The sequence below is a fragment of the Mesorhizobium sp. WSM4976 genome (assembly GCF_029625685.1).
Lineage (GTDB): Bacteria > Pseudomonadota > Alphaproteobacteria > Rhizobiales > Rhizobiaceae > Mesorhizobium.
This window is the reverse complement of the sequence record NZ_JARTVT010000021.1, coordinates 98,856-116,367: the sequence shown is the minus strand read 5'-3', so window position 1 is coordinate 116,367 and position 17,512 is coordinate 98,856. Positions and strand designations below refer to the sequence as shown.

The 17,512-nt window shown below is 62.7% G+C and carries 20 protein-coding genes and 2 pseudogenes; 14 read left to right on the top strand and 8 right to left on the bottom strand.

Features of this window, described 5'->3' with window-relative positions:
- Positions 1 to 31 precede the first annotated feature (31 nt).
- From P9272_RS24545 to P9272_RS24535, 3 genes are all read right to left on the bottom strand, one after another.
- On the bottom strand, positions 32 to 1,063 hold the full coding sequence (locus P9272_RS24545) for a sensor histidine kinase (RefSeq protein WP_278162525.1): 1,032 nt from the start codon (positions 1,061 to 1,063) through the stop codon (positions 32 to 34).
- Positions 1,064 to 1,218: 155 nt separating this feature from the next.
- Entirely contained in the window at positions 1,219 to 1,383 is a 165-nt protein-coding gene (locus P9272_RS24540) for a DUF1328 domain-containing protein (RefSeq protein WP_018429836.1), read from the bottom strand.
- 175 nt (positions 1,384 to 1,558) lie between these two features.
- Positions 1,559 to 2,353 (bottom strand): response regulator, encoded by a 795-nt coding sequence (locus P9272_RS24535; RefSeq protein WP_128258863.1) that lies wholly within the window; start codon positions 2,351 to 2,353, stop codon positions 1,559 to 1,561.
- A gap of 219 nt (positions 2,354 to 2,572) precedes the next feature.
- Here P9272_RS24535 and P9272_RS24530 point away from each other — a divergent pair, with 219 nt between their 5' ends.
- On the top strand, positions 2,573 to 2,776 hold the full coding sequence (locus tag P9272_RS24530; RefSeq protein ID WP_042641626.1) for a NepR family anti-sigma factor: 204 nt from the start codon (positions 2,573 to 2,575) through the stop codon (positions 2,774 to 2,776).
- Positions 2,777 to 2,779: 3 nt separating this feature from the next.
- Positions 2,780 to 3,331: an RNA polymerase sigma factor gene (locus P9272_RS24525; RefSeq protein ID WP_027166584.1), complete on the top strand. Its 552-nt coding sequence runs from the start codon at positions 2,780 to 2,782 to the stop codon at positions 3,329 to 3,331.
- Positions 3,332 to 3,364: 33 nt separating this feature from the next.
- Here P9272_RS24525 and P9272_RS24520 read toward each other — a convergent pair whose 3' ends face one another.
- Positions 3,365 to 3,745 (bottom strand): response regulator, encoded by a 381-nt coding sequence (locus P9272_RS24520; protein ID WP_128258864.1) that lies wholly within the window; start codon positions 3,743 to 3,745, stop codon positions 3,365 to 3,367.
- A gap of 164 nt (positions 3,746 to 3,909) precedes the next feature.
- On the opposite strand from P9272_RS24520, the gene P9272_RS24515 reads away from it, so the two are divergent.
- The 4 genes from P9272_RS24515 (at position 3,910) to P9272_RS24500 (ending at position 5,987) form a co-directional block, all read left to right on the top strand.
- Complete coding sequence (locus P9272_RS24515) at positions 3,910 to 4,671, top strand: Crp/Fnr family transcriptional regulator (protein ID WP_128258898.1); 762 nt, start codon at positions 3,910 to 3,912, stop codon at positions 4,669 to 4,671.
- Between the two features lie 91 nt (positions 4,672 to 4,762).
- The gene (locus tag P9272_RS24510; RefSeq protein ID WP_128258865.1) at positions 4,763 to 5,089 is read left to right on the top strand and encodes a DUF883 C-terminal domain-containing protein; all 327 of its coding nucleotides are present in this window, start codon (positions 4,763 to 4,765) and stop codon (positions 5,087 to 5,089) included.
- Positions 5,090 to 5,095: 6 nt separating this feature from the next.
- The gene (locus tag P9272_RS24505; RefSeq protein ID WP_278162524.1) at positions 5,096 to 5,560 is read left to right on the top strand and encodes a phage holin family protein; all 465 of its coding nucleotides are present in this window, start codon (positions 5,096 to 5,098) and stop codon (positions 5,558 to 5,560) included.
- Positions 5,561 to 5,765: 205 nt separating this feature from the next.
- Complete coding sequence (locus P9272_RS24500; protein ID WP_278162523.1) at positions 5,766 to 5,987, top strand: hypothetical protein; 222 nt, start codon at positions 5,766 to 5,768, stop codon at positions 5,985 to 5,987.
- A gap of 14 nt (positions 5,988 to 6,001) precedes the next feature.
- Here the strand turns inward: P9272_RS24500 and P9272_RS24495 are convergent, their stop codons facing one another.
- Complete coding sequence (locus P9272_RS24495; RefSeq protein WP_128258868.1) at positions 6,002 to 6,922, bottom strand: diacylglycerol kinase family protein; 921 nt, start codon at positions 6,920 to 6,922, stop codon at positions 6,002 to 6,004.
- 245 nt (positions 6,923 to 7,167) lie between these two features.
- Here P9272_RS24495 and P9272_RS24490 point away from each other — a divergent pair, with 245 nt between their 5' ends.
- Positions 7,168 to 8,532 carry a PRC-barrel domain-containing protein gene (locus P9272_RS24490; protein WP_278162522.1) on the top strand — a complete coding sequence of 455 codons (1,365 nt, stop codon included), beginning with the start codon at positions 7,168 to 7,170 and terminating at the stop codon, positions 8,530 to 8,532.
- 52 nt (positions 8,533 to 8,584) lie between these two features.
- On the opposite strand, the gene P9272_RS24485 is transcribed toward P9272_RS24490, so the two are convergent.
- Complete coding sequence (locus P9272_RS24485) at positions 8,585 to 10,147, bottom strand: alkaline phosphatase family protein (RefSeq protein ID WP_278162521.1); 1,563 nt, start codon at positions 10,145 to 10,147, stop codon at positions 8,585 to 8,587.
- Positions 10,148 to 10,362: 215 nt separating this feature from the next.
- Here P9272_RS24485 and P9272_RS24480 point away from each other — a divergent pair, with 215 nt between their 5' ends.
- The 4 genes from P9272_RS24480 (at position 10,363) to P9272_RS24465 (ending at position 13,423) form a co-directional block, all read left to right on the top strand.
- Positions 10,363 to 11,295, top strand: coding sequence for a VOC family protein (locus P9272_RS24480; protein ID WP_278162520.1), 933 nt, complete (start codon positions 10,363 to 10,365; stop codon positions 11,293 to 11,295).
- 4 nt (positions 11,296 to 11,299) lie between these two features.
- Positions 11,300 to 11,923, top strand: a complete 624-nt coding sequence (locus P9272_RS24475; protein ID WP_128258872.1) for an alpha/beta hydrolase — start codon at positions 11,300 to 11,302, stop codon at positions 11,921 to 11,923.
- Entirely contained in the window at positions 11,924 to 12,223 is a 300-nt protein-coding gene (locus P9272_RS24470) for a GNAT family N-acetyltransferase (protein ID WP_128258873.1), read from the top strand. It begins immediately after the preceding gene.
- A 141-nt stretch (positions 12,224 to 12,364) separates the two neighbouring features.
- Positions 12,365 to 13,423 (top strand): dipeptidase, encoded by a 1,059-nt coding sequence (locus tag P9272_RS24465; protein ID WP_278162519.1) that lies wholly within the window; start codon positions 12,365 to 12,367, stop codon positions 13,421 to 13,423.
- Between the two features lie 31 nt (positions 13,424 to 13,454).
- On the opposite strand, the pseudogene P9272_RS24460 reads toward P9272_RS24465, so the two are convergent.
- Positions 13,455 to 13,793 (bottom strand): annotated as a pseudogene (locus P9272_RS24460) (amine oxidase); the annotation flags it as partial.
- Here P9272_RS24460 and P9272_RS24455 point away from each other — a divergent pair.
- The 3 genes from P9272_RS24455 to P9272_RS24445 all read left to right on the top strand — a co-directional run bounded on the left by P9272_RS24455 (position 13,686) and on the right by P9272_RS24445 (position 16,727).
- A complete protein-coding gene (locus P9272_RS24455; protein WP_347404064.1) occupies positions 13,686 to 14,486 on the top strand; it encodes a class I SAM-dependent methyltransferase in 801 nt (266 codons plus the stop codon). The pseudogene P9272_RS24460 and the gene P9272_RS24455 sit on opposite strands and share 108 nt — an antisense overlap.
- On the top strand, positions 14,462 to 15,145 hold the full coding sequence (gene betI / locus P9272_RS24450; protein WP_278162516.1) for a transcriptional regulator BetI: 684 nt from the start codon (positions 14,462 to 14,464) through the stop codon (positions 15,143 to 15,145). The genes P9272_RS24455 and betI overlap by 25 nt, the downstream gene beginning before the upstream one ends.
- A gap of 283 nt (positions 15,146 to 15,428) precedes the next feature.
- On the top strand, positions 15,429 to 16,727 hold the full coding sequence (locus tag P9272_RS24445) for a flavin monoamine oxidase family protein (protein WP_278162515.1): 1,299 nt from the start codon (positions 15,429 to 15,431) through the stop codon (positions 16,725 to 16,727).
- Between the two features lie 104 nt (positions 16,728 to 16,831).
- Here P9272_RS24445 and P9272_RS24440 read toward each other — a convergent pair.
- Positions 16,832 to 17,395: pseudogene (locus tag P9272_RS24440) on the bottom strand (ABC transporter permease); the annotation flags it as partial.
- Positions 17,396 to 17,512: the final 117 nt, after the last annotated feature.

Here is a 17,512-nt window from a genome sequence, read left to right as displayed (position 1 = left end):
TTAAGGCAAAGCTTGGCATCATAGGGCGCAATCAATCCGTCTCGAAATTTCCATGAGGGACGGTGAGACGGTATTCCATGCGGTCCTTGCCGATTTGGAGCGTCGCGGAGCCGTTCAGCGACATCGGCACGACGCGCTCCAGCGCCACGCTGCCAAAGCGCTTTTCATTGCGCGGCGCGTCGCCGACCGCCTCCGTCCAGGTCAGCAAAAGGCTGGGCGAGGTTCCGGTTTCGGGTTCAAGCCTTGCGCTCACCTCGACGTGGCCGTCCGGTCGCGACAGCGCGCCGTAGCTTACCGAATTCACGGCCAATTCATGCATCGCCAGGCCGATATGCAGGGCAGCATTGGGATTGAGATAAGGATTGTCGCCCGCGAATCGCAGGCTTCGGGCCAGATCAGCGCTGTAGCGGCCGACCTGGCCGGATACGAGTTCCTGCAGCGCCGCTCCCCGCCAGTTGGAGGATGTGACCAGGTCCTGCGAGGAAGCGAGCGATTGGAGCCGGCCGCGAAACCGCGCCAGGAAATCACCGAGCGTCTCCGTGTAGCGCCCTGTCTGTGTGGCGATGCTCTGGATGATGGCCAGGAGGTTTTTCGATCGATGACTGACTTCGCGCAGCAACGTCTTCAGCGTCTGCTCACGCCGTTTCTGCTCCGTCGTTTCCACCATGGTGGTGACGACGCCAAGGACCTCGCTTGTATCGCCGCGGTCTGCATCGATCCAAAGCTGGAACCAGCGGACGCCCTGGCTTCCTGGAATGCTGAGCTCGAGCTGGTCGGCGTTGCCGGATTCGATCACCTTGAGCTTGACGGCCCTTATGCGTTCGGCCTGGGCCGGGGAAAGCAGGTCCTTGCCGTCGGCGGTTTCGGACGCCCAGGGCGCGCTCATGTTGCGCGCCCAGACCGTTTTCATCTGCCGGTCCTGATAAAGAACCGAGATTCCCGCATTGTGCAGGGCATGAAGCAGGGCCCGTCCCACCTGCATCCCGCTTTCGGCGGGATGCATAGCGATCACCTCTTCGTCCTGCTTTTCAGTCCTGTCCTTCGTGGGGTCCTCGGGAGGCATCGGAACATCCCCGCACTCGGTTCTTGAACGGCTCACTCCACAACTGGTTCCGACGCCGCTTGCTCCCCAAAACGGTCCGCCGGACGGCGCTCTTTCGAGACGCCGCCCGGCGGTGGCTGGAAACCGTTTGAGGGGTGCGGCTTCCAGTGTCGCGGTCAGGCTCTCCTGAAGAGGCCTGCGATCAGCGAAATCACCAGGAAGGCGAGGAAGATGAAGAACAGGATTTGCGCGATGCCCGCCGATGTGCCGGCAATGCCGCCGAACCCAAGCGCGCCGGCGATGATCGCAACTACGAGAAATACGAGCGCCCAGTACAGCATGATGCGTCTCCTTGCTATGTCGGGAAAGGAACGTGGCTAGGTGCCGTTTGTTCCACCATTTGCTGAAAAAGACGATCCCCTTTGAAGCGACTTTTCAGATCGCAAAAGGTCGATCGTCATACGAGGCGAGAAGGCCTCGCATGACTCTTAAAAACGCTCCAAAACTCGGAGCGGATCAGGCGGCGGCTTTGGCCTGACGGTCGAAGAACAGGGCTTGGCTGATCAGAGCCTTGACCATGTCGGGATTGAAAGGCTTTGTGACAAGAAAAGCCGGCTCGGGGCGTTCGCCGGTCAGGAGCCGTTCCGGGAAGGCTGTGATGAAGATCACCGGTACCGGCGTCGACGACAAGATCTCGTTGACGGCTTCGATGCCTGAGCTGCCGTCGGCGAGCTGGATGTCGGCCAGCACCATTTTCGGCCGCGTCTTACCGAACATGGCCACTGCCTCGGCGTGTGTCCGTGCCGTGCCGACGACCCGATGGCCGAGGCTTTCGACCATCTCTTCGATATCCATGGCAATCAGTGGCTCGTCCTCGATGATCAGCACATCGGTCGCGACCTGCCGCGAAATCTCGCTGCTTGCCTGCGCAAGCAACTCCGAGAACTCGTCCTCGTCGACATCGAGAACTTCCGCTGCCTCGTCCTCGCTGAAACCTTCCACGGCTACAAGAAGGAAAGCCTGCCTCGGCAGGGGCGCGATCGCGTTCAGATTGGCCGCCGCCCGTTGTTCCCAAGCCGTCTGGGCCTGCTCCTGCGGCACGCGGATGGCGACGGAGGTGAAGAGCCTGGCAAAGACCTTATACAGCGCAATACGGTCGCTGGAGGCTTCGGGGAAGATGTTGGTGTCGGCGATGATGGCTTCCAGCATCGCGGCGACCAGCGCGTCACCGCTTTCTTGCGATCCAGACACCGCGCGCGAGAACCGGCGCAGGAACGGGAGATGCGGAGCGATGGTTGCGGACAAACTCATTATTTACGTCTCCCTCAGATGACGTTGCACGTTCAAGGCCGCGCAGATTGCAAGCCCCGAAAAATCAAACGCCGGCTTTTGGAAAAAGTTCCGCTAGCCGTGGAACTAAATTAGCAGGCCGACGTTTCGGGGTCTCGGGATGGGCAACCAGACGAGGGGTCCGCTTGCGTTGTGTTGTGAAGTCGAAGAGCGGTTCGGGTGCTGGAAACTAGGGCTAACATGAAAGAAATGTCAAAAAAACAAATGGCTGATGCCAAAAGCAGGCATCGGAACGGGGATGGCAACCCGCTTGGAGCAAACTCCGAAATTGCCCGCAAGCTCAAGCAATATTACGACGAGCTGGTCTCGGATCATGTACCGGACCGTTTCGCTCAGTTGCTCAGCCAACTGGAACAGACCGAACCTGCCCAGAAAAAGGACTGAGGCATGGCGGCGGTATCCCAGAGCTTCAAGACCGAGCTGCTCGGTGCGATCCCGAGCCTGCGTGCTTTTGCGGTGTCGCTGACGCAGAACGCCGACCGGGCCGACGACCTCGTCCAGGAAACGCTGGTCAAGGCGTGGGACAAGCATGAGAGTTTCCAGCCGGGCACCAATCTCAAGGCTTGGCTGTTCACCATCCTGCGCAACGAATTCTATTCGCAGATGCGCAAGCGCGGCCGCGAAGTGCAGGATAGCGACGGCATCATGACGGCTCGGCTTGCCGTTCATCCGGCCCAGCATGGTCAGCTGGACCTCAAGGATTTCCGCGGCGCGCTCGAGCAGCTGCCCGAGGACCAGCGCGAAGCCATCATCTTGATCGGCGCTTCCGGCTTTTCCTACGAGGAAGCCGCCGAGATTTGCGGCTGCGCGGTCGGGACGATCAAGAGCCGGGTCAGCCGGGCGCGCACCAGGCTGCAGGAGATCCTCAAGATTTCCGGAGAGGACGAATTCGGGCCTGATGCGATCTCGGCGCAGGTCACAGGCTCGAACGCGGCTTGAGCTGACCGTTACCTGCCAATTCCAGGGATGGTGTCAGGCCGGGGCGACCCGGCCGCAGGCCATGGCAACGGCTTCGATCAAATCGTCGCCCGAGTAAGGCTTGGTGACCAGCCGGACATCCGGAAAAGAGCCCTTGACCTCGTCCGAATCCGAATAGCCGGAGGCAAACACGAACGGTATGCCCTCGCTGCGCAGCCGGACGGCGAAATCCAGGGTCGAGACGCCGCCGAGCATAAGATCGACAACCGCCGCGTCGAAGCGCGCGGACAGCGCTTGCCCGTCGATCTCGGCGATCTCCCGGGCGATCGTAACCTCCGCGGCACCGTGGTCGCGGCAAAGCTGCTCGACATCCATCGCGATCAGGAACTCGTCTTCCAGGACGAGGATACGCAGTCCGTCTAGCAGTGCTGGCACTTATCGGTTTCTCCTGGCAGGACCGCACTGATGCGCGGAATTTGTCGGCATGTCATTTAAAAAAGACATGGCTAAAAAAACAGGCGCGGAAGCCTGCGGAACCCCTGCCGTTTTCAAGCGTTTCCCTGCGCCCACCAGGGCAGGGATTTCGAAGAGGGGTCGAAATGTCCAGCCAAAGCGCACGTTCCGTCGCCAGCCGTCAGTATCCTTGCGAAAAGTGCCCGTTGCGGCCCCTGCCTGCATTCCGTGAGTTCGATAAGCAGGAATTGTCATTCATCAGTACCTTCAAGCGCGGTGAACTTGCGGTCGACAAGGGGGCGACGGTCCTGGTCGAAGGCAGCCACAGCGCTCATCTCTACACGGTGCTGTCGGGCTGGGCGTTCCGCTACAAGCTGTTGCCCGACGGGCGGCGGCAGATCCTCAATTTTTCCATGCCCGGCGATCTCATCGGCCTCCAGGGCAGTCTGATGGGCGAGATGCAGCATTCCGTCGAAGCCCTTTCGCCGATGCTGCTTTGCGTTTTCGAACGCGAGCAGTTGCAGGAACTCTATCGCAACCACCCCAGTCTTGCCTACGACATAACCTGGATCGCTTCGCGCGAGGAGCGCATGCTGGACGAGAACCTGCTCAGCATCGGCCGTCGCACCGCGCTCGAGCGCGCTGCCTATCTTATCGCCTTTATCGCCAGCCGGGCTCGCGGCGCCGGCCTCAATGGCAAGACGCCGGTGCAGATCCCGATCACGCAACAGCACATCGCCGACACGCTTGGCCTTTCACTTGTCCACACCAACAAGACGATCCGCAAGCTGATGGACCGCAAATTGGTCCTGTGGCGGGATGGTGGCTGCGAAGTGATCGACTATGATGGGCTGAAGAAGCTCGCCCGCTGGGAAGGGATGGGCGAGGAACGCAGGCCGCTGATCTAGGGTTGTGTCGATATTCAGGTGTGAGAGACCGTGCCCGGAACCATGGTGCAGAACGGGCGTTGAAAGCAACGCAAACGCAAGGAGTTAGAGAATGGCAACCGCCGCAGGCAAATCCGCAACGGACCAAGCAACCGCCGCCGATCTCGAAGCCGATATCGAGCAGTTGAAGGCTGATATCCAGAAGCTCACGGAGCAACTCGCCAGAACAGGCCAGCACGGTTACGGCGCCGCGCGCCGCGCCGCCGCGGACGGCGTTGAACAGCTGCGCGCGCAAGGCGAAGCCGCTTTCGAGAGCATGCGGGGAAGCGCCGAGGACATGGAGGCGCAACTGATAGCCAAGGTGCGTGAGAAGCCGGTGACGTCGCTGGCGATCGCAGCGGGCGTCGGTTTCCTCTTCGCCCTTCTTTCCCGCCGCTAGCCTCAGATGGGGACGCTTGTCTCGCTGATCTCGGCCCTCGCCTCGGGCGAGGCGATAGCCGCTTTGCAAAGAGCGCGAATGGCGGCAATCCTCTACGGACTTGCCGCTGTCTTTGCCCTGTGCGGCGTGGGCTTCCTCATCGGCGCCGCTTATATCTGGCTGGCGGCGCGCTACGGGCCGTTGGCGACCAGCCTGGGCTTCGGCATCGGGTTCCTGGTGGTTGCCGGGCTGATCATCGTCATCCACAAGCTGACCGCCAGCGCGCGCGGCAAGCGCCGCGCGCGACGACGACAGGCCGACATGACGGCGGTGGGTGTTACCGCGGCGCTTGCCCTGCTTCCGGCACTTGCCAAGAGCAAGGGCGGGCTGGCAGTCATCGCCGCGCCCGCGCTTGCTGTCGTCGCCTACGCCATCTATAGGGAGAACACTAGGCCCCCGCCGCCAAAGCAAGGTCCGGACGACCTGCATTAGGCTGTCGAGGCCTTTCATCGTGGGGGCCTGCTTAGGCATGGCCCTCACGGCTGGCTTGCTGGCGAGCTTCAAACGCCTGCTTCGGGCCTCATTCGTTCAATGATCCTCAACGCGGTATCGCTCGGAACCTTCACGGCAAGGGCCCGTTACCCGATCGTGCCGCGCCCGAAACGCTTGGCCAGACACGCAACATTGGAGGCCAGCCATGACCAAGATCGTTCCTGAAGACAAAGCCCGCCAGGGACACTGGGGTTGGCACGCTTTAAGGATTCTCATAGCCGGACTGTTGCTGGCCTTCATTGCCTGGGGGGCGGTGGAGATTTATGGGGAATTGATAAAGTCGCCGACTTCCGGCGAGCAGCATGTACCGCAGCCGCCTGGCACCGAGCAGGGCACCGCTCCAGGCCAATCGACCGCGAAACCCTGAAAGTCGCGCTGGCTTCAAGCTGCCTTTGCGCTGGCGCCGCTCGACGGAACAAGGACGTTCAAGGCGCCTGGGTGGATTTCGATCGTGGTTTCGCGCTCGAGCCTGATCAGTTCGCCGTCGAGGACGGCGCTGAATTTCCTGGCGGGCGAGAGGACCTTGAGGACAACCTTGCCGGCCTGATGAACTTCGACATGGGCGCTCCGGCGCAGCCGGCCACGCAGCATGTCCAGCAGCAGCTTTGCCAGGTGATGACGCCGGCGCGCAACGCTGACGTAGATGCCGAGCACGCCGCCGGCCGGATTATCGGCATAAGGCAGGTGGCCCTCGCCGAACAGGTTGTTGGATATGCCGATGCCCGTTGTGCGCGTCACGATCTCGGCCTTGCCGATGCTCAGGCTCACTTTCAGCGCCGGTGGATTCTTGATCGCCGCCCAAGCGGCGCGCACGGAGGCCTGCATCTTCCCAAGGCGCGAGCCGAAATCCATTTTCTCACGCAGCTGAACCATCTTGGCATGCATGCCAACCGAGAACTGATGCACGAAAGGCTGGCCATTGGCGCTCGCCATGTCTACGGCGATCACCTCGCCATCGGCAAAGGACTGCAGCGCTGCCTCCAGTGTCTGCGGAATGCCCAGGCCGCGCGCAAAAAGGTTCATCGTCCCAGCGGGTAAAATCGCCAATGCCTTCTTCTTGTTCATGAGAAGGGACGCCGCGGTCGAGATCGTGCCATCGCCGCCACCGGCAAGGATTACGTCGATGTTGCGCCTGGCGATGGCCTTCTCCAGCGCGGTGGCGACATCTCGGCCGGCAACGATGTCGATCTCGACCGAATGTCCCGCCGCCTCAAGCGTCTGACGCAGCTGTCTGGAAAAAGCCTCCATATCGAGGGTGCGGAGCGTGCCGCCGTCCCGATTAAGCACCGCAGCAAACCGCATACCCGCTCCGTATTCCGTTCAGGCCGCGTTGAGCCGCCAGCCCCCCTCAGCCGCGGGCTGGAACGATGATGCGGCCGCAAAGGTTCCACCGGAGGTTTGGCAACCAGATGCTCGTAACGCGTCGTGGTTGGAACAACACCTCGGTCACGACGTTGTGAACCTGTCGACACTGCCGCTCCCGGCCCGCCGTTCAGAGGCTGGCCGCGTGAGCGACATGCACAAATCAGGCACGAGGAGACACCATCATGATCCGCACTCTTTTTGCGACCACCGCGATCGCTACACTGCTCGCAACCGGCGCTTTTGCACAGACGACCCCCGCTCCGGCTCAACAGGCCCCCGCAGCTGAAAGCACGGCTCCGGTGCCGCGTGCCGAAGGCGCGCTGATGTCCAATATCATCGGCGAGTCCGTCTATAACGGCACCGGCGACGACGCTCAGAACATCGGCAAGGTCGATGATGTCGTCTTCGATTCCAGCGGCAAGGCCAAGTCCGCCATCATCGGCGTTGGCGGCTTTCTGGGCGTTGGCAAGAAGGACGTCGCTTTCGACTACGGCAAGCTGGAATGGGCCGAGAAGAATGGCGACCGTTGGCTGGTGGCCAAGACCACGAAGGACGAACTGAAAGCCCAGCCGGAATTCGACCGCAAGCCTTACGATCCGGCGCGATCGGCCGACGCGACTCAGCCGGCTACGACCGATGCGACGGGGACGCAGAAGCAGGCCGCCGCGCAACCTGCCGAGCCGGTGAAGAAGGCCGAGGGCAACCTCGCCACCAATATCATGGGCGAGTCGGTATACAACGGCACCGCGGATAACGCCCAGAAGATCGGCGACGTGAAGGACATCGTGCTTGCCAAGGACGGCAAGGCCGAATCGCTGGTGATCGGCGTCGGCGGCTTCCTCGGCATCGGCACGAAGAACGTCGCCTATGACTTCGCCAAGGCAAAATGGGCCGAGAAGAACGGCGACCGCTGGCTGGTGGCCGAGACGACGAAGGAGGAACTGCAGGCCCAGCCAGACTTCAACCGCAAGGCCTATGATCCTGCGCCGGCCACGACGACGGCCGCGAACAACGCTCCTGCAGCGACCACGCCTGCGGTGGTGTCTTCGGACACGACCTCCGACAAGGAGGCCAAGCCGGCAGAGCCCGCCAAGTCGACCGCGGAGACCAAGCCCGCGACGGCGCCGGCCCAGACCATGGCTGAAAACAAACCTGCCGATAATGGCGCTGCGGCCACCGACGCCACCAAGACCGCATCGATCGACAAGTCGACGCTGACCGAAATGCCCATGGGCAATATCAGGGTCGATGACCTGAAGGGTACCACGGTCTATGGCGCCAACGACGCCAAGATCGGTTCCATCGGCGACGTCGTACTGACGCCCGACAACAAGCCGGACGCGGTCATCGTCGATGTCGGCGGTTTCCTCGGCATCGGCGCCAAGGAGGTGGCGGTCGGCATGGACAAGCTCAAGTTCATGACAGACAAGAACGGCAAGAAATATCTCTACACCAACTTCACCAAGGAACAGCTGCAGGCGCAAACGGCCTATGACAAGAGCAGTTATGCCGCCAATCGCGACCAGCAGCGGATGTTGCTGAAGTAAACGAATAGAGCAGAAGGGCAGCGGGTGGATTTCCCACATGCTGCCCTTTGCCTTACTGCGCCATTGGCCGATTCACGTATCCGGCCACGCCGTCGTCCGTCAGCTCAGACAATGCCAGCGACTGGTCGAGGTGAGCGGCGCGCCAGGCAAGCATCTTCTCCGCGAACTCCAGCCGCACCGGCAGATAAGCCGGGTCGTTCGCCACGTTGTTCAGTTCTTCCGGGTCTTGCGCCAGATCGAACAGAAGCGGCGGCAGGCCGCCACCGAAATGAACATATTTGAAGTCGGCCGAGCGGATGACGGCGAGGTTACAGTCGCGCGACTCCATGCCGAAATGGCGTTCGGCTTCGCCTTCCGCTATCGTGCGGAAGTCGAATTCCCAATGCGCGGCGTCGCGCCAGTTCCCGGGCCGGTCACCGTCAAGCCACGGCGTGAGCGAGCGGCCGTCGAGATGGCGCTGCGGCGCGGAGCCGATCAGGTCGAGCAAGGTTGGAAAGACGTCCACGGCTTCGGTGAAATGATCCACGGATGAACCCGCCGCGGCTCTCCGGCGCGGGTCGCGGACGATCAGCGGAACGTGGTAGCTGGCGTCGAAGAAGCCGCCTTTGCCGAGCATGAAATGATCGCCCATCATCTCGGCGTGGTCGGATGTAAGCACGATGATGGTGTCGTCCCAGGCGCCCGCCGATCTGATCGCCCGCCAGATGCGGCCGAGCTGCGCATCGACTTCCGAAATCATGCCGTAATAGATCGCGCGGATACGGCGGAAATTCTCCTCGCTCCAGTCCGGCACGTTGCCCTCTATGCCCGGAACGAATTTCGTTCTTTTCTGGAGGGCGAGATCGTAGGCGAGGTAGGGGTGGCTCGCGGCTTCGGCTTGCCGATTTGCCGCGCGCTTGAAGGCAGGACCTTCAGCCGGATCGTACATGGCGTTGTAAGGCTCCGGCACGATGAAGGGCGGGTGCGGGCTGATGAAGGAGATGTGCGCGAACCATGGCGCCCGCTCCTCCTGCTCGCCAAGCCAACGGATGAATTCGCCGGCCAGGAAAGCGCTCGGCGTTTGGTCCTTCGAATAGACCGGCGGCGCGTTGGTGACGTCGCATTCCGCCTGCCCTTCGGCCGGACGGTGGATGCCGGGGCTGCCGGCGCCCGTGTCGATGCCTTGCGCCCGCAGCCATGACAGCCACTGCTTCTGATGCTCAGGCAAAGCTTGCCGGACAGTGAAGCCCGGCAACACGCCCTCATAACTGCGCAGGCGCGGATCCCTGGCCGCTAGCCGGCGCGGGTCGAGCGAGACATCGGTGTAGCCGAACAGGGTCGGGTCGTAGCCCGTCGCGCGCGCCGAAAGCGCGATGTTGCCATGGCGCGCGTCGAGAGGCGTGCCGTTGCGACAGACGCGATTGTTCATCTGATAAAGCCCGGTATAGAGACACGCGCGTGCGGGAGAACAGGGTGCTGCTCCGCCATAATGGCGGCGGAAGAGAACGCCCTCGGCTGCGAGCGCATCCGCATTCGGCGTCCTCACCACCGGATGGCCGGCCGCCGACAGGCAATCGCCGCGCCATTGGTCGCAGGTGATGAGGAGGACATTCGGGCGGCGAGGCTGGTGGTCCAAGATCGTCTCCTCGTGGAAGCGCCCTCAGATGGAACGGAAATCACTGGCGTTGCAAGTCAGTGGTGGTGATAGTTCGGTGAACATATTTTGAACGATCGTTCACTTTATTGATACAGTCCATTCTGTGTATGCCCGCTTTGCCGAAGGCCCGCCTATCCTCATATTGGCGTGGACAGCGGCGAGGGCCGCGCAAGAACAAGGGAAGGAGCACGACCATGCTCAATCAGATCCAGGGCCTGCATCACGTCACCTCGATGGCGAGCGACGCACGCCGCAACAATGAATTCTTCACGAAGAAGCTCGGCCTGCGCCGGGTGAAGAAGACCGTCAATTTCGACGCGCCGGATGTCTACCATCTCTACTACGCCGACGAGGTCGGCACACCGGGTTCGGTGATGACCTATTTTCCGTTCCCCGATATCGGCAAAGGCCGGCACGGCGTCGGCGAGGTCGGCACGACGGTGTTCTCGGTGCCGGAGGGCACGCTCGCCTATTGGGAAAAGCGCTTCGCAGATGAGGGCGTGGGCAATGTTGCCCGCACCGAAAGCTTCGGCGAAAAGCGGCTCACCTTCACCGGCCCGGACGGCGACAGCTTCGCGCTGGTCGAGGACAAGGCCGACAGCAGAGCGCCCTGGGTCAAGGGCAGTGTTCCCGGTGACGAGGCGATCCGCGGCTTTCACTCGGTCTCGCTCCGGCTGAAGGACGGCGGCGCCACCGAGGAGCTCTTGAAGTTCATGGGCTATGAAGAGGTCGACAAGTCCGGCAACGTCCGCCGGCTGGCGATTAAGAACGGCAATGGCGCCGATGTCGTCGACATCGAATCGCTGCCGGGCGCCGGCTTCGCCAATCTCGGCGCCGGCTCGGTGCACCACGTCGCCTTTGCGGTCGAGGATCGCGCCAAGCAGCTTGAGGTGCGCAAAGCACTGATCGACACCGGCTATGGCGTGACGCCGGTCATCGATCGCGACTATTTCTGGGCGATCTACTTTCGCACGCCGGGCGGCGTCCTGTTCGAGGTGGCCACCAACGAGCCCGGCTTCGACCGCGACGAGGATACCGCGCATCTCGGCGAGGCGCTGAAGCTGCCGACGCAGCATCAGCATCTGCGGCCTTACCTCGAAGAGCACCTGCAGAAGCTGGAAGACTGAAGCCATGAGCAAGGACGCTTACATCCACAAAATGCTGCCCGGTCCGCCGGGCAGTCCGCTGCTCTTTGTCCTGCACGGCACCGGCGCGGACGAGAACCAGCTTCTCGGATTCGGCCGCGAGCTTCTGCCTTCGGCGACAATCATCTCGCCGCGCGGCGATGTGTCGGAGCATGGTGCTGCACGTTTCTTCCGCCGCACCGGCGAGGGGGTCTACGACATGAACGACCTGGCGCGCGCGACATCGAAGATGGCGCGCTTCGTCAGGGCGCATGTCGAGGCGGCAAAGCCCTCGGCGGTGTTCGGTCTCGGCTATTCCAACGGCGCCAACATCCTGGCTTCGGTGGTGTTCGAGGAGCCGACGCTGTTCGATGCGTCGGCACTCATGCATCCGCTGATCCCGTTCGAGCCGAAGGTGCAAGGCAGCCTTGCCGGCCGCCACATGCTGATCACGGCCGGCAGGCGCGACCCGATCTGCCCGCCTAATTTGACATCGCGGCTCGAGGCCTATTTGCGCGCCGATGGCGCGGATGTCACAGTGGAATGGCACGACGGCGGGCATGAAGTTCGGCCGAATGAAATCGAAGCGGTGCGGCGGTTTTTTGCGCCGGCTGCCGAAGGAGGCAAATAAATGGCTGACCAATTGCCCGAGATCGAACTGGAAGACCGGGGCTCCAAGGGGCGCTACGTGCTGCGCGGCCCCGGCGGCGCCGAAGCCGAGATGACCTTCACCAAGATTGGCGAGCATCAGCTGATCATCGATCATACCGAGGTACCGGACGTGTTTCGCGGCCAGGGCGCCGGGCTTCGGCTCGTCACCCGTGCTGTCGAGGATGCGCGCGCGGCCGGCAAGAAGATCATCCCGCTCTGCCCCTTCGCCAATGCCCAGTTCCGCCGCCACCCGGAATGGGCGGATGTGCTGAAGCATTAGCGCCGTCCTCACCTTCTCCCACAAGGAAGAAGGGAAAGACGCGCCCCGGCATTTGCGCAGTTCGGCCATCTTGCCTAAGTTGACGCGTCGCTCGGACGAAACCCGCCGTCCCGCCCGTCCCTTATTGAAATGGCTTCCCTGATGACCGATACCGACCTGATCCCCGTTTTCGACGGACATAACGACACGCTGCTGCGGCTTTATCAGTCGAAGGAAGCCGATGTCGAAAAGCTGTTCATCGAGGGAACGCCGGGCGGCCATATCGACCTGCCACGCGCCAGAAAGGGCGGCTTTGCGGGTGGCATGTTCGCGATCTTTCCGCCGCCGGTCGAAAAGACGAAACGCAGCGCCGTGCCGCCGGCGCCGAGCGACAACGAGCCGCTGCCGCCCGAGCTGCCGCAGGCCGAGGCAATCACCTCCACCATCGGCATGGCTTCGATCCTGTTTAGGCTGGAGCGCGCCGGCGCGCTGACCGTCTGCCGCAGCGCCGGCGATGTACGCGACGCTATGGCCAAGGGCTCGATCGCGGCCATTTTCCATATCGAAGGCGTCGAGGCGATCGATCCCGGGCTTGCCATGCTCGACGTGCTGTACGCCGCCGGGCTGCGTTCGCTGGGTATCGTCTGGAGCCGTCCCAACGCCTTCGGCAACGGCGTGCCGTTCCGTTTTCCCTCCTCGCCCGACACCGGACCCGGCCTCACCGATGCCGGCAAGGCGCTGGTCAAGGCGTGCAATCGGCTCAGGATCATGATCGACCTCTCGCATCTCAACGAGAAGGGTTTTCGCGACGTGGCCGAGCTTAGCGACGCGCCGCTGGTCGCCACCCACTCTAATGTGCATGCGATCTGCGGCCATTCGCGCAACCTGACCGACTGGCAGCTCGGCGCGATCCGCGAATCGGGTGGCATGGTCGGCCTTAACTTCGCCACCGGATTCTTGCGCGAGGATGGCCGCATGAACGCCGACACCAGCATCGACATCATGGTGCGCCACATCGATTCGCTGCTGCAGGCGCTGGGCGAGGATGGTGTCGGTCTGGGATCTGATTTCGATGGCGCCATGATCCCGGCCCCCATCGGCGACGTCGCCGGACTGCCCAAGTTGATCGATGCGCTCGCGGTGCGCGGTTTCGGGCGCGCGCTGATCGAGAAGATCGCTTATCGGAACTGGTTGAGCGTGCTGGAAAGAACCATAGGGTGAAGCGCGCTTACTGCGCGTAACCCATGCGGGTCAGCTGGTCGAAGGTCAGCTCGCCCTGAAAAATGTTGCCTTCGGTGAGGCCGACCTCGGCCTCGATCTCGCGCGGCGTGCGCACCTCCATGTGGACGATGCGGTCGCGGAAGCCCGGCGAATATTGCGCGATCTGGGAAATCACGCTTTCGGCGAAGCCGTCGCGGTCGGCATCGGTCCAGTCACGCCCGTCGATCTTGGGCGGCGCGTATTGGACGAAGCAGCTCATGAAGTGCTTTCCCGGCGGGGCCATGGTCGGGTCGAGCGTGGTCGGGATCATCATGTGGAGGAAGGGATCGGCCGACCAGCGCCCGGCCTTCCAGTCGTCGAAGGCCTGTTGCTCAAGGGCAAGACGATCCTGGATATCGGCTGCGGCGCCGGCGGCATCACGCTGCATCTGGTGGCAAGGCACGGCGCGGCTTGCGCCATCGGTTTCGATGTCGAAAAGCCGGTAATCGAAGCGGCAAGGCAAGGAGCGATAAGGCACGGCCTCGGTGATCGCGTCAGCTTCATCCAGGCGCCGCCGGGGCCGCTGCCTTTCGCCGACGCCTCCTTCGATGTCGTTTTCTCCAAGGACGCGCTTCTGCATGCGCCGGACAAGGATTCGCTGTTTGCTGAAATCTTCCGTGTGCTGAAGCTGGGCGGGGTGTTTGCCGCGTCGAACTGGATGATCGCGCATGACGGCGAACCGTCGCCTGAGATGAAGGCTTATATAGCTGCCGAAGGGCTCTCTTTCGCCATGGCCTCGCCGGCGCGTTATGCCGAAGCGATGCGGCGCGCCGGCCTCACCGACATCACGGTGCGCGACCGCAATCCATGGTACCGCGAGGTCGAGCGCGAAGAGCTTTCACGGCTCAAGGGTCGCTCTACGCGCAGGCCGCGGCGGCGGTCGGCGCGGCCTATGTCGACAAGAACATCAGGACCTGGGAGGCGATGCAGAAGGTGCTTGACAGTGGCGAGCACCGCCCCACTCATCTGCGCGGTTGGAAGCCGGTTGGATAGCCGGCGATGCTGGAGACCGTCACACCCATGAAGACCGAGGCGAGCGATGCTCTCTCCGAAGCGGCGCAAAAAGGCGATGCCGAAAAGCGCGGCCGCAAGGCCTCGAAAGAGGTTAGGCGGTTGCAGCTGATCGAGGCGACGATCGATTCACTGGCCAAGCGCGGCTATGCCGAAACCACGATGGCCGATGTCGCCGACGGCGCAGGCCTGTCGCGGGGCATCGTCAACTTCCACTTCGAGAGCAAGGAAAAGCTGCTTATCGCCACGCTGCAGCATATGTATGACGAGTATTCGGCGCATTGGCGCACCGCCTTACAGAAGGCGGGCGACGATCCGGCCAGGCAGCTGCAGTATCTGGTCTGGGCCGATTTCGACCGCTCGATCTGCAACAAGCGCAAGCTCGCCGCCTGGCTCGCCTTCTGGGGTGAAGCCAAGTCGCGGCCGACCTACCAGGCGCTGAGCAGCTCGCGCGACGCCTATTACCAGCAGGTCTTCATCGATCTCTGCAGGACGCTCAAGGAAAGCGGCGGCTACAGCTATGACCCCCAGGCCATCGCGCTGGCGCTGAGCGCCATGCTTGAGGGCCTGTGGCTGCGGCTGATGATGGGGACGGAGGACACCACGCGAGAGACCGCATTGCAGGCTACGAATGCGTTTTTGGCCGCAGCCTTCCCGAAACACTTTGGCTAGCGAGAACTGGGGCTAGCAAAATCGGGGTTAGCAACAGCCGGCCAAACAAGACCGGCAAAACCAAAAGAGGATCGAACAGCATGAAGAAACCCAGCCGACGCCTGACGTTGACGCTGGCGCTTGGGAGCGATCGACCCTGCCTGCCTGCAGGCACCTCTCTTCGTATCGTGTCGTGAGGGGGGAGTCGGTGCCGAGATCAGCCTTTGGTGACTTCAGCCGGGCTCGCCATCGGCTTTGAATTTTCCTATTTTCTGTCAGAATTCGAGAAGACCAGGGCCGGCAATTGACCAGCACCATCGAAAAGACCGACGTCGTCATCGTCGGCGCCGGCTTCACCGGCCTGTCCGCTGCGCTCGAGCTCAAGCGGGCGGGCATCGATTTCCTGGTCCTTGAGGCGCGCGATCGCGTCGGCGGCAGGGTGGAGGCTGTCCGCAATGGGCTCGGCGAGCTGATCGATAGCGGCGGCCAGTTCCTGTGTGTGGACATGCCCGAAGTGATGGCGCTGGCCAAGGGGCGCGGCAAGACCTTCGTCGAGACCTATGTCGACGGCGAGTTCATCACCCATCCGTCTATGACGGCGGCGCGGGCGGAGCGGACCTATCATGTCTCGATGGCGATCCGCGAGCGCATGAACCGGATCGATCCGGATGATCCGGCGATTGCCGGGCTGACCGTCGCCGATTGGCTGGAACTCCAGCATGACGAAGCCGACGCCAAGGCTGCTTTCCGCTCGCTGGTCGAGGGCCTTTGGTGCCTGGCGGCGGAGAAGGTGCCGCTCTGGTACCTGATCGACAATGATCGCCGCATCACCAACGAGGTGTTCGAGCTGCAGTATTTTCTGGGCGACACGATGCAATCGCTGGCCGAGGATCTGGCCGCCGGGCTCGGCGACCGGCTGCGCCTGGACCAAGCGGCGACGCGTGTCGAGCGCACCCCGCAAGGCGTTCGCGTCAGCACCGGCGCGGCCACGATCGAAGCGCGTGAGGTTCTGATCGCGCTGCCGCCTGCGAAGGCCGCCAAGCTTGACTTCGCGCCCTCCTTGCCGGCGGAACTCGCAAGCGCGCTCGGCGTCTGGGAAAGCGGCGCGGTGATCAAGATCCTGGTGCGCTACGCCAAGCCGTTCTGGCGCGAGCGGGGCCTGTGCGGCATGGTGATGTGGCGCGACCAGCCGGGGCTGTTTGCCTGCGACGCCAGCAGGGATGCCGATCACGCCGCGCTTGTGGTGTTTGTCGGCGGCCCGCTGGCGCTGCGTTGGCATCAGTTCGGCGAGGCGGCGCTGCAGGCGGAAATCACCGCGAGGCTTCTCCAGGCGCTCGGCACCCAGGCCGCCGACATCGTCGATTTCAGCGCGCGCGACTGGACGCATGATCGCTGGAGCGGCGGCGCCTACAGCGATCTCATCATCGATGTGACCGCACGCGATGCCGAGCGTGTGATCCTTTCCGGCGCGCCGCCTGTCCATTTCGCCGCTTCTGAACTCTCGCCGTCGTTCCCGGGTTATGTCGAAGGCGCGATCGTCGTGGGACGAATCGCGGCAGGCAAGATTCAGTCGGCCATCGCCACCAGAGCTTCAGGGTCGTAGGCGAGGCGGATCGGCGCGCCGACCGGAATGTCGTCGGCACCGAAATCATTGGTCTGGGTGACCCAGAGCGGCTTTTCCAGCCCTGGGATTTCGACGATCAGATGGATGGCGAAGGTCGCCCAGGCATGGGTGAGCGTGATGATGGCGGCGTTGGAATTGTAGAGCAGCGCATCCGACGGCTCGCTGATGATGCCAAGGCCCATCAGGCCGGAATTCAAGACGCCATTATAGCCGAGGATCACCTTCCACGACATCACGCGCAGCAGGTAGCTCGTCCAGAACGGGATGGTGATGAGGAAGAGCCAGAGACTGTTGTGGCGGCCGCCGTGGAATGAAATGAAATAGGCGATCGGGTAGGCAAGCGCTACCGTCAGCAGGCTGACCGTCAGCGAGATGTAGAGCGAGCGCCAGAGCAGGTCGCGGTAGATCGGCTCGGGCACCGCGATCCGGTAGTTCTCCAGCGTGAAGGTGTGGTCGATGGTGAGGTAGTTCTGCGTCCAGAAGGAATGGGCGATGACGACCAGGATCGGCAGGACGAGAAGAATAAGGGCGTAGACGAAGGTAGGACTGATCAGGGCAAAGCCCTGGACGGCTTCCGATTGCAGATGGGGACTTCGTCTCGATCCCGCCAAGCGCAACGGGGGCGACCCTTCCGCGGCAATCGTCATTGAAGCGCTCCGGGCGTGATTTCGGTAGCTGGCTCGGATTGTCCCGCCATGCGGCGTTCCCATTGGCAGCGCCGGCCGCCTGTTCCCGAATTATGCCTGGAGCATGATCGCTCCTGG

Coding starts and splice junctions, on each gene's coding strand:
- P9272_RS24475 (WP_128258872.1), top strand. CDS start 11,300: ATGAGCAAGGACGCTTACATCCACAAAATGCTGCCCGGTCCGCCGGGC.
- P9272_RS24495 (WP_128258868.1), bottom strand. CDS start 6,922: ATGCGGTTTGCTGCGGTGCTTAATCGGGACGGCGGCACGCTCCGCACC.
- P9272_RS24500 (WP_278162523.1), top strand. CDS start 5,766: ATGACCAAGATCGTTCCTGAAGACAAAGCCCGCCAGGGACACTGGGGT.
- P9272_RS24505 (WP_278162524.1), top strand. CDS start 5,096: ATGGGGACGCTTGTCTCGCTGATCTCGGCCCTCGCCTCGGGCGAGGCG.
- P9272_RS24535 (WP_128258863.1), bottom strand. CDS start 2,353: ATGAGTTTGTCCGCAACCATCGCTCCGCATCTCCCGTTCCTGCGCCGG.
- P9272_RS24465 (WP_278162519.1), top strand. CDS start 12,365: ATGACCGATACCGACCTGATCCCCGTTTTCGACGGACATAACGACACG.
- P9272_RS24540 (WP_018429836.1), bottom strand. CDS start 1,383: ATGCTGTACTGGGCGCTCGTATTTCTCGTAGTTGCGATCATCGCCGGC.
- P9272_RS24510 (WP_128258865.1), top strand. CDS start 4,763: ATGGCAACCGCCGCAGGCAAATCCGCAACGGACCAAGCAACCGCCGCC.
- P9272_RS24515 (WP_128258898.1), top strand. CDS start 3,910: ATGTCCAGCCAAAGCGCACGTTCCGTCGCCAGCCGTCAGTATCCTTGC.
- P9272_RS24530 (WP_042641626.1), top strand. CDS start 2,573: ATGAAAGAAATGTCAAAAAAACAAATGGCTGATGCCAAAAGCAGGCAT.
- betI (WP_278162516.1), top strand. CDS start 14,462: ATGCTGGAGACCGTCACACCCATGAAGACCGAGGCGAGCGATGCTCTC.
- P9272_RS24490 (WP_278162522.1), top strand. CDS start 7,168: ATGATCCGCACTCTTTTTGCGACCACCGCGATCGCTACACTGCTCGCA.
- P9272_RS24470 (WP_128258873.1), top strand. CDS start 11,924: ATGGCTGACCAATTGCCCGAGATCGAACTGGAAGACCGGGGCTCCAAG.
- P9272_RS24480 (WP_278162520.1), top strand. CDS start 10,363: ATGCTCAATCAGATCCAGGGCCTGCATCACGTCACCTCGATGGCGAGC.
- P9272_RS24525 (WP_027166584.1), top strand. CDS start 2,780: ATGGCGGCGGTATCCCAGAGCTTCAAGACCGAGCTGCTCGGTGCGATC.
- P9272_RS24545 (WP_278162525.1), bottom strand. CDS start 1,063: ATGCCTCCCGAGGACCCCACGAAGGACAGGACTGAAAAGCAGGACGAA.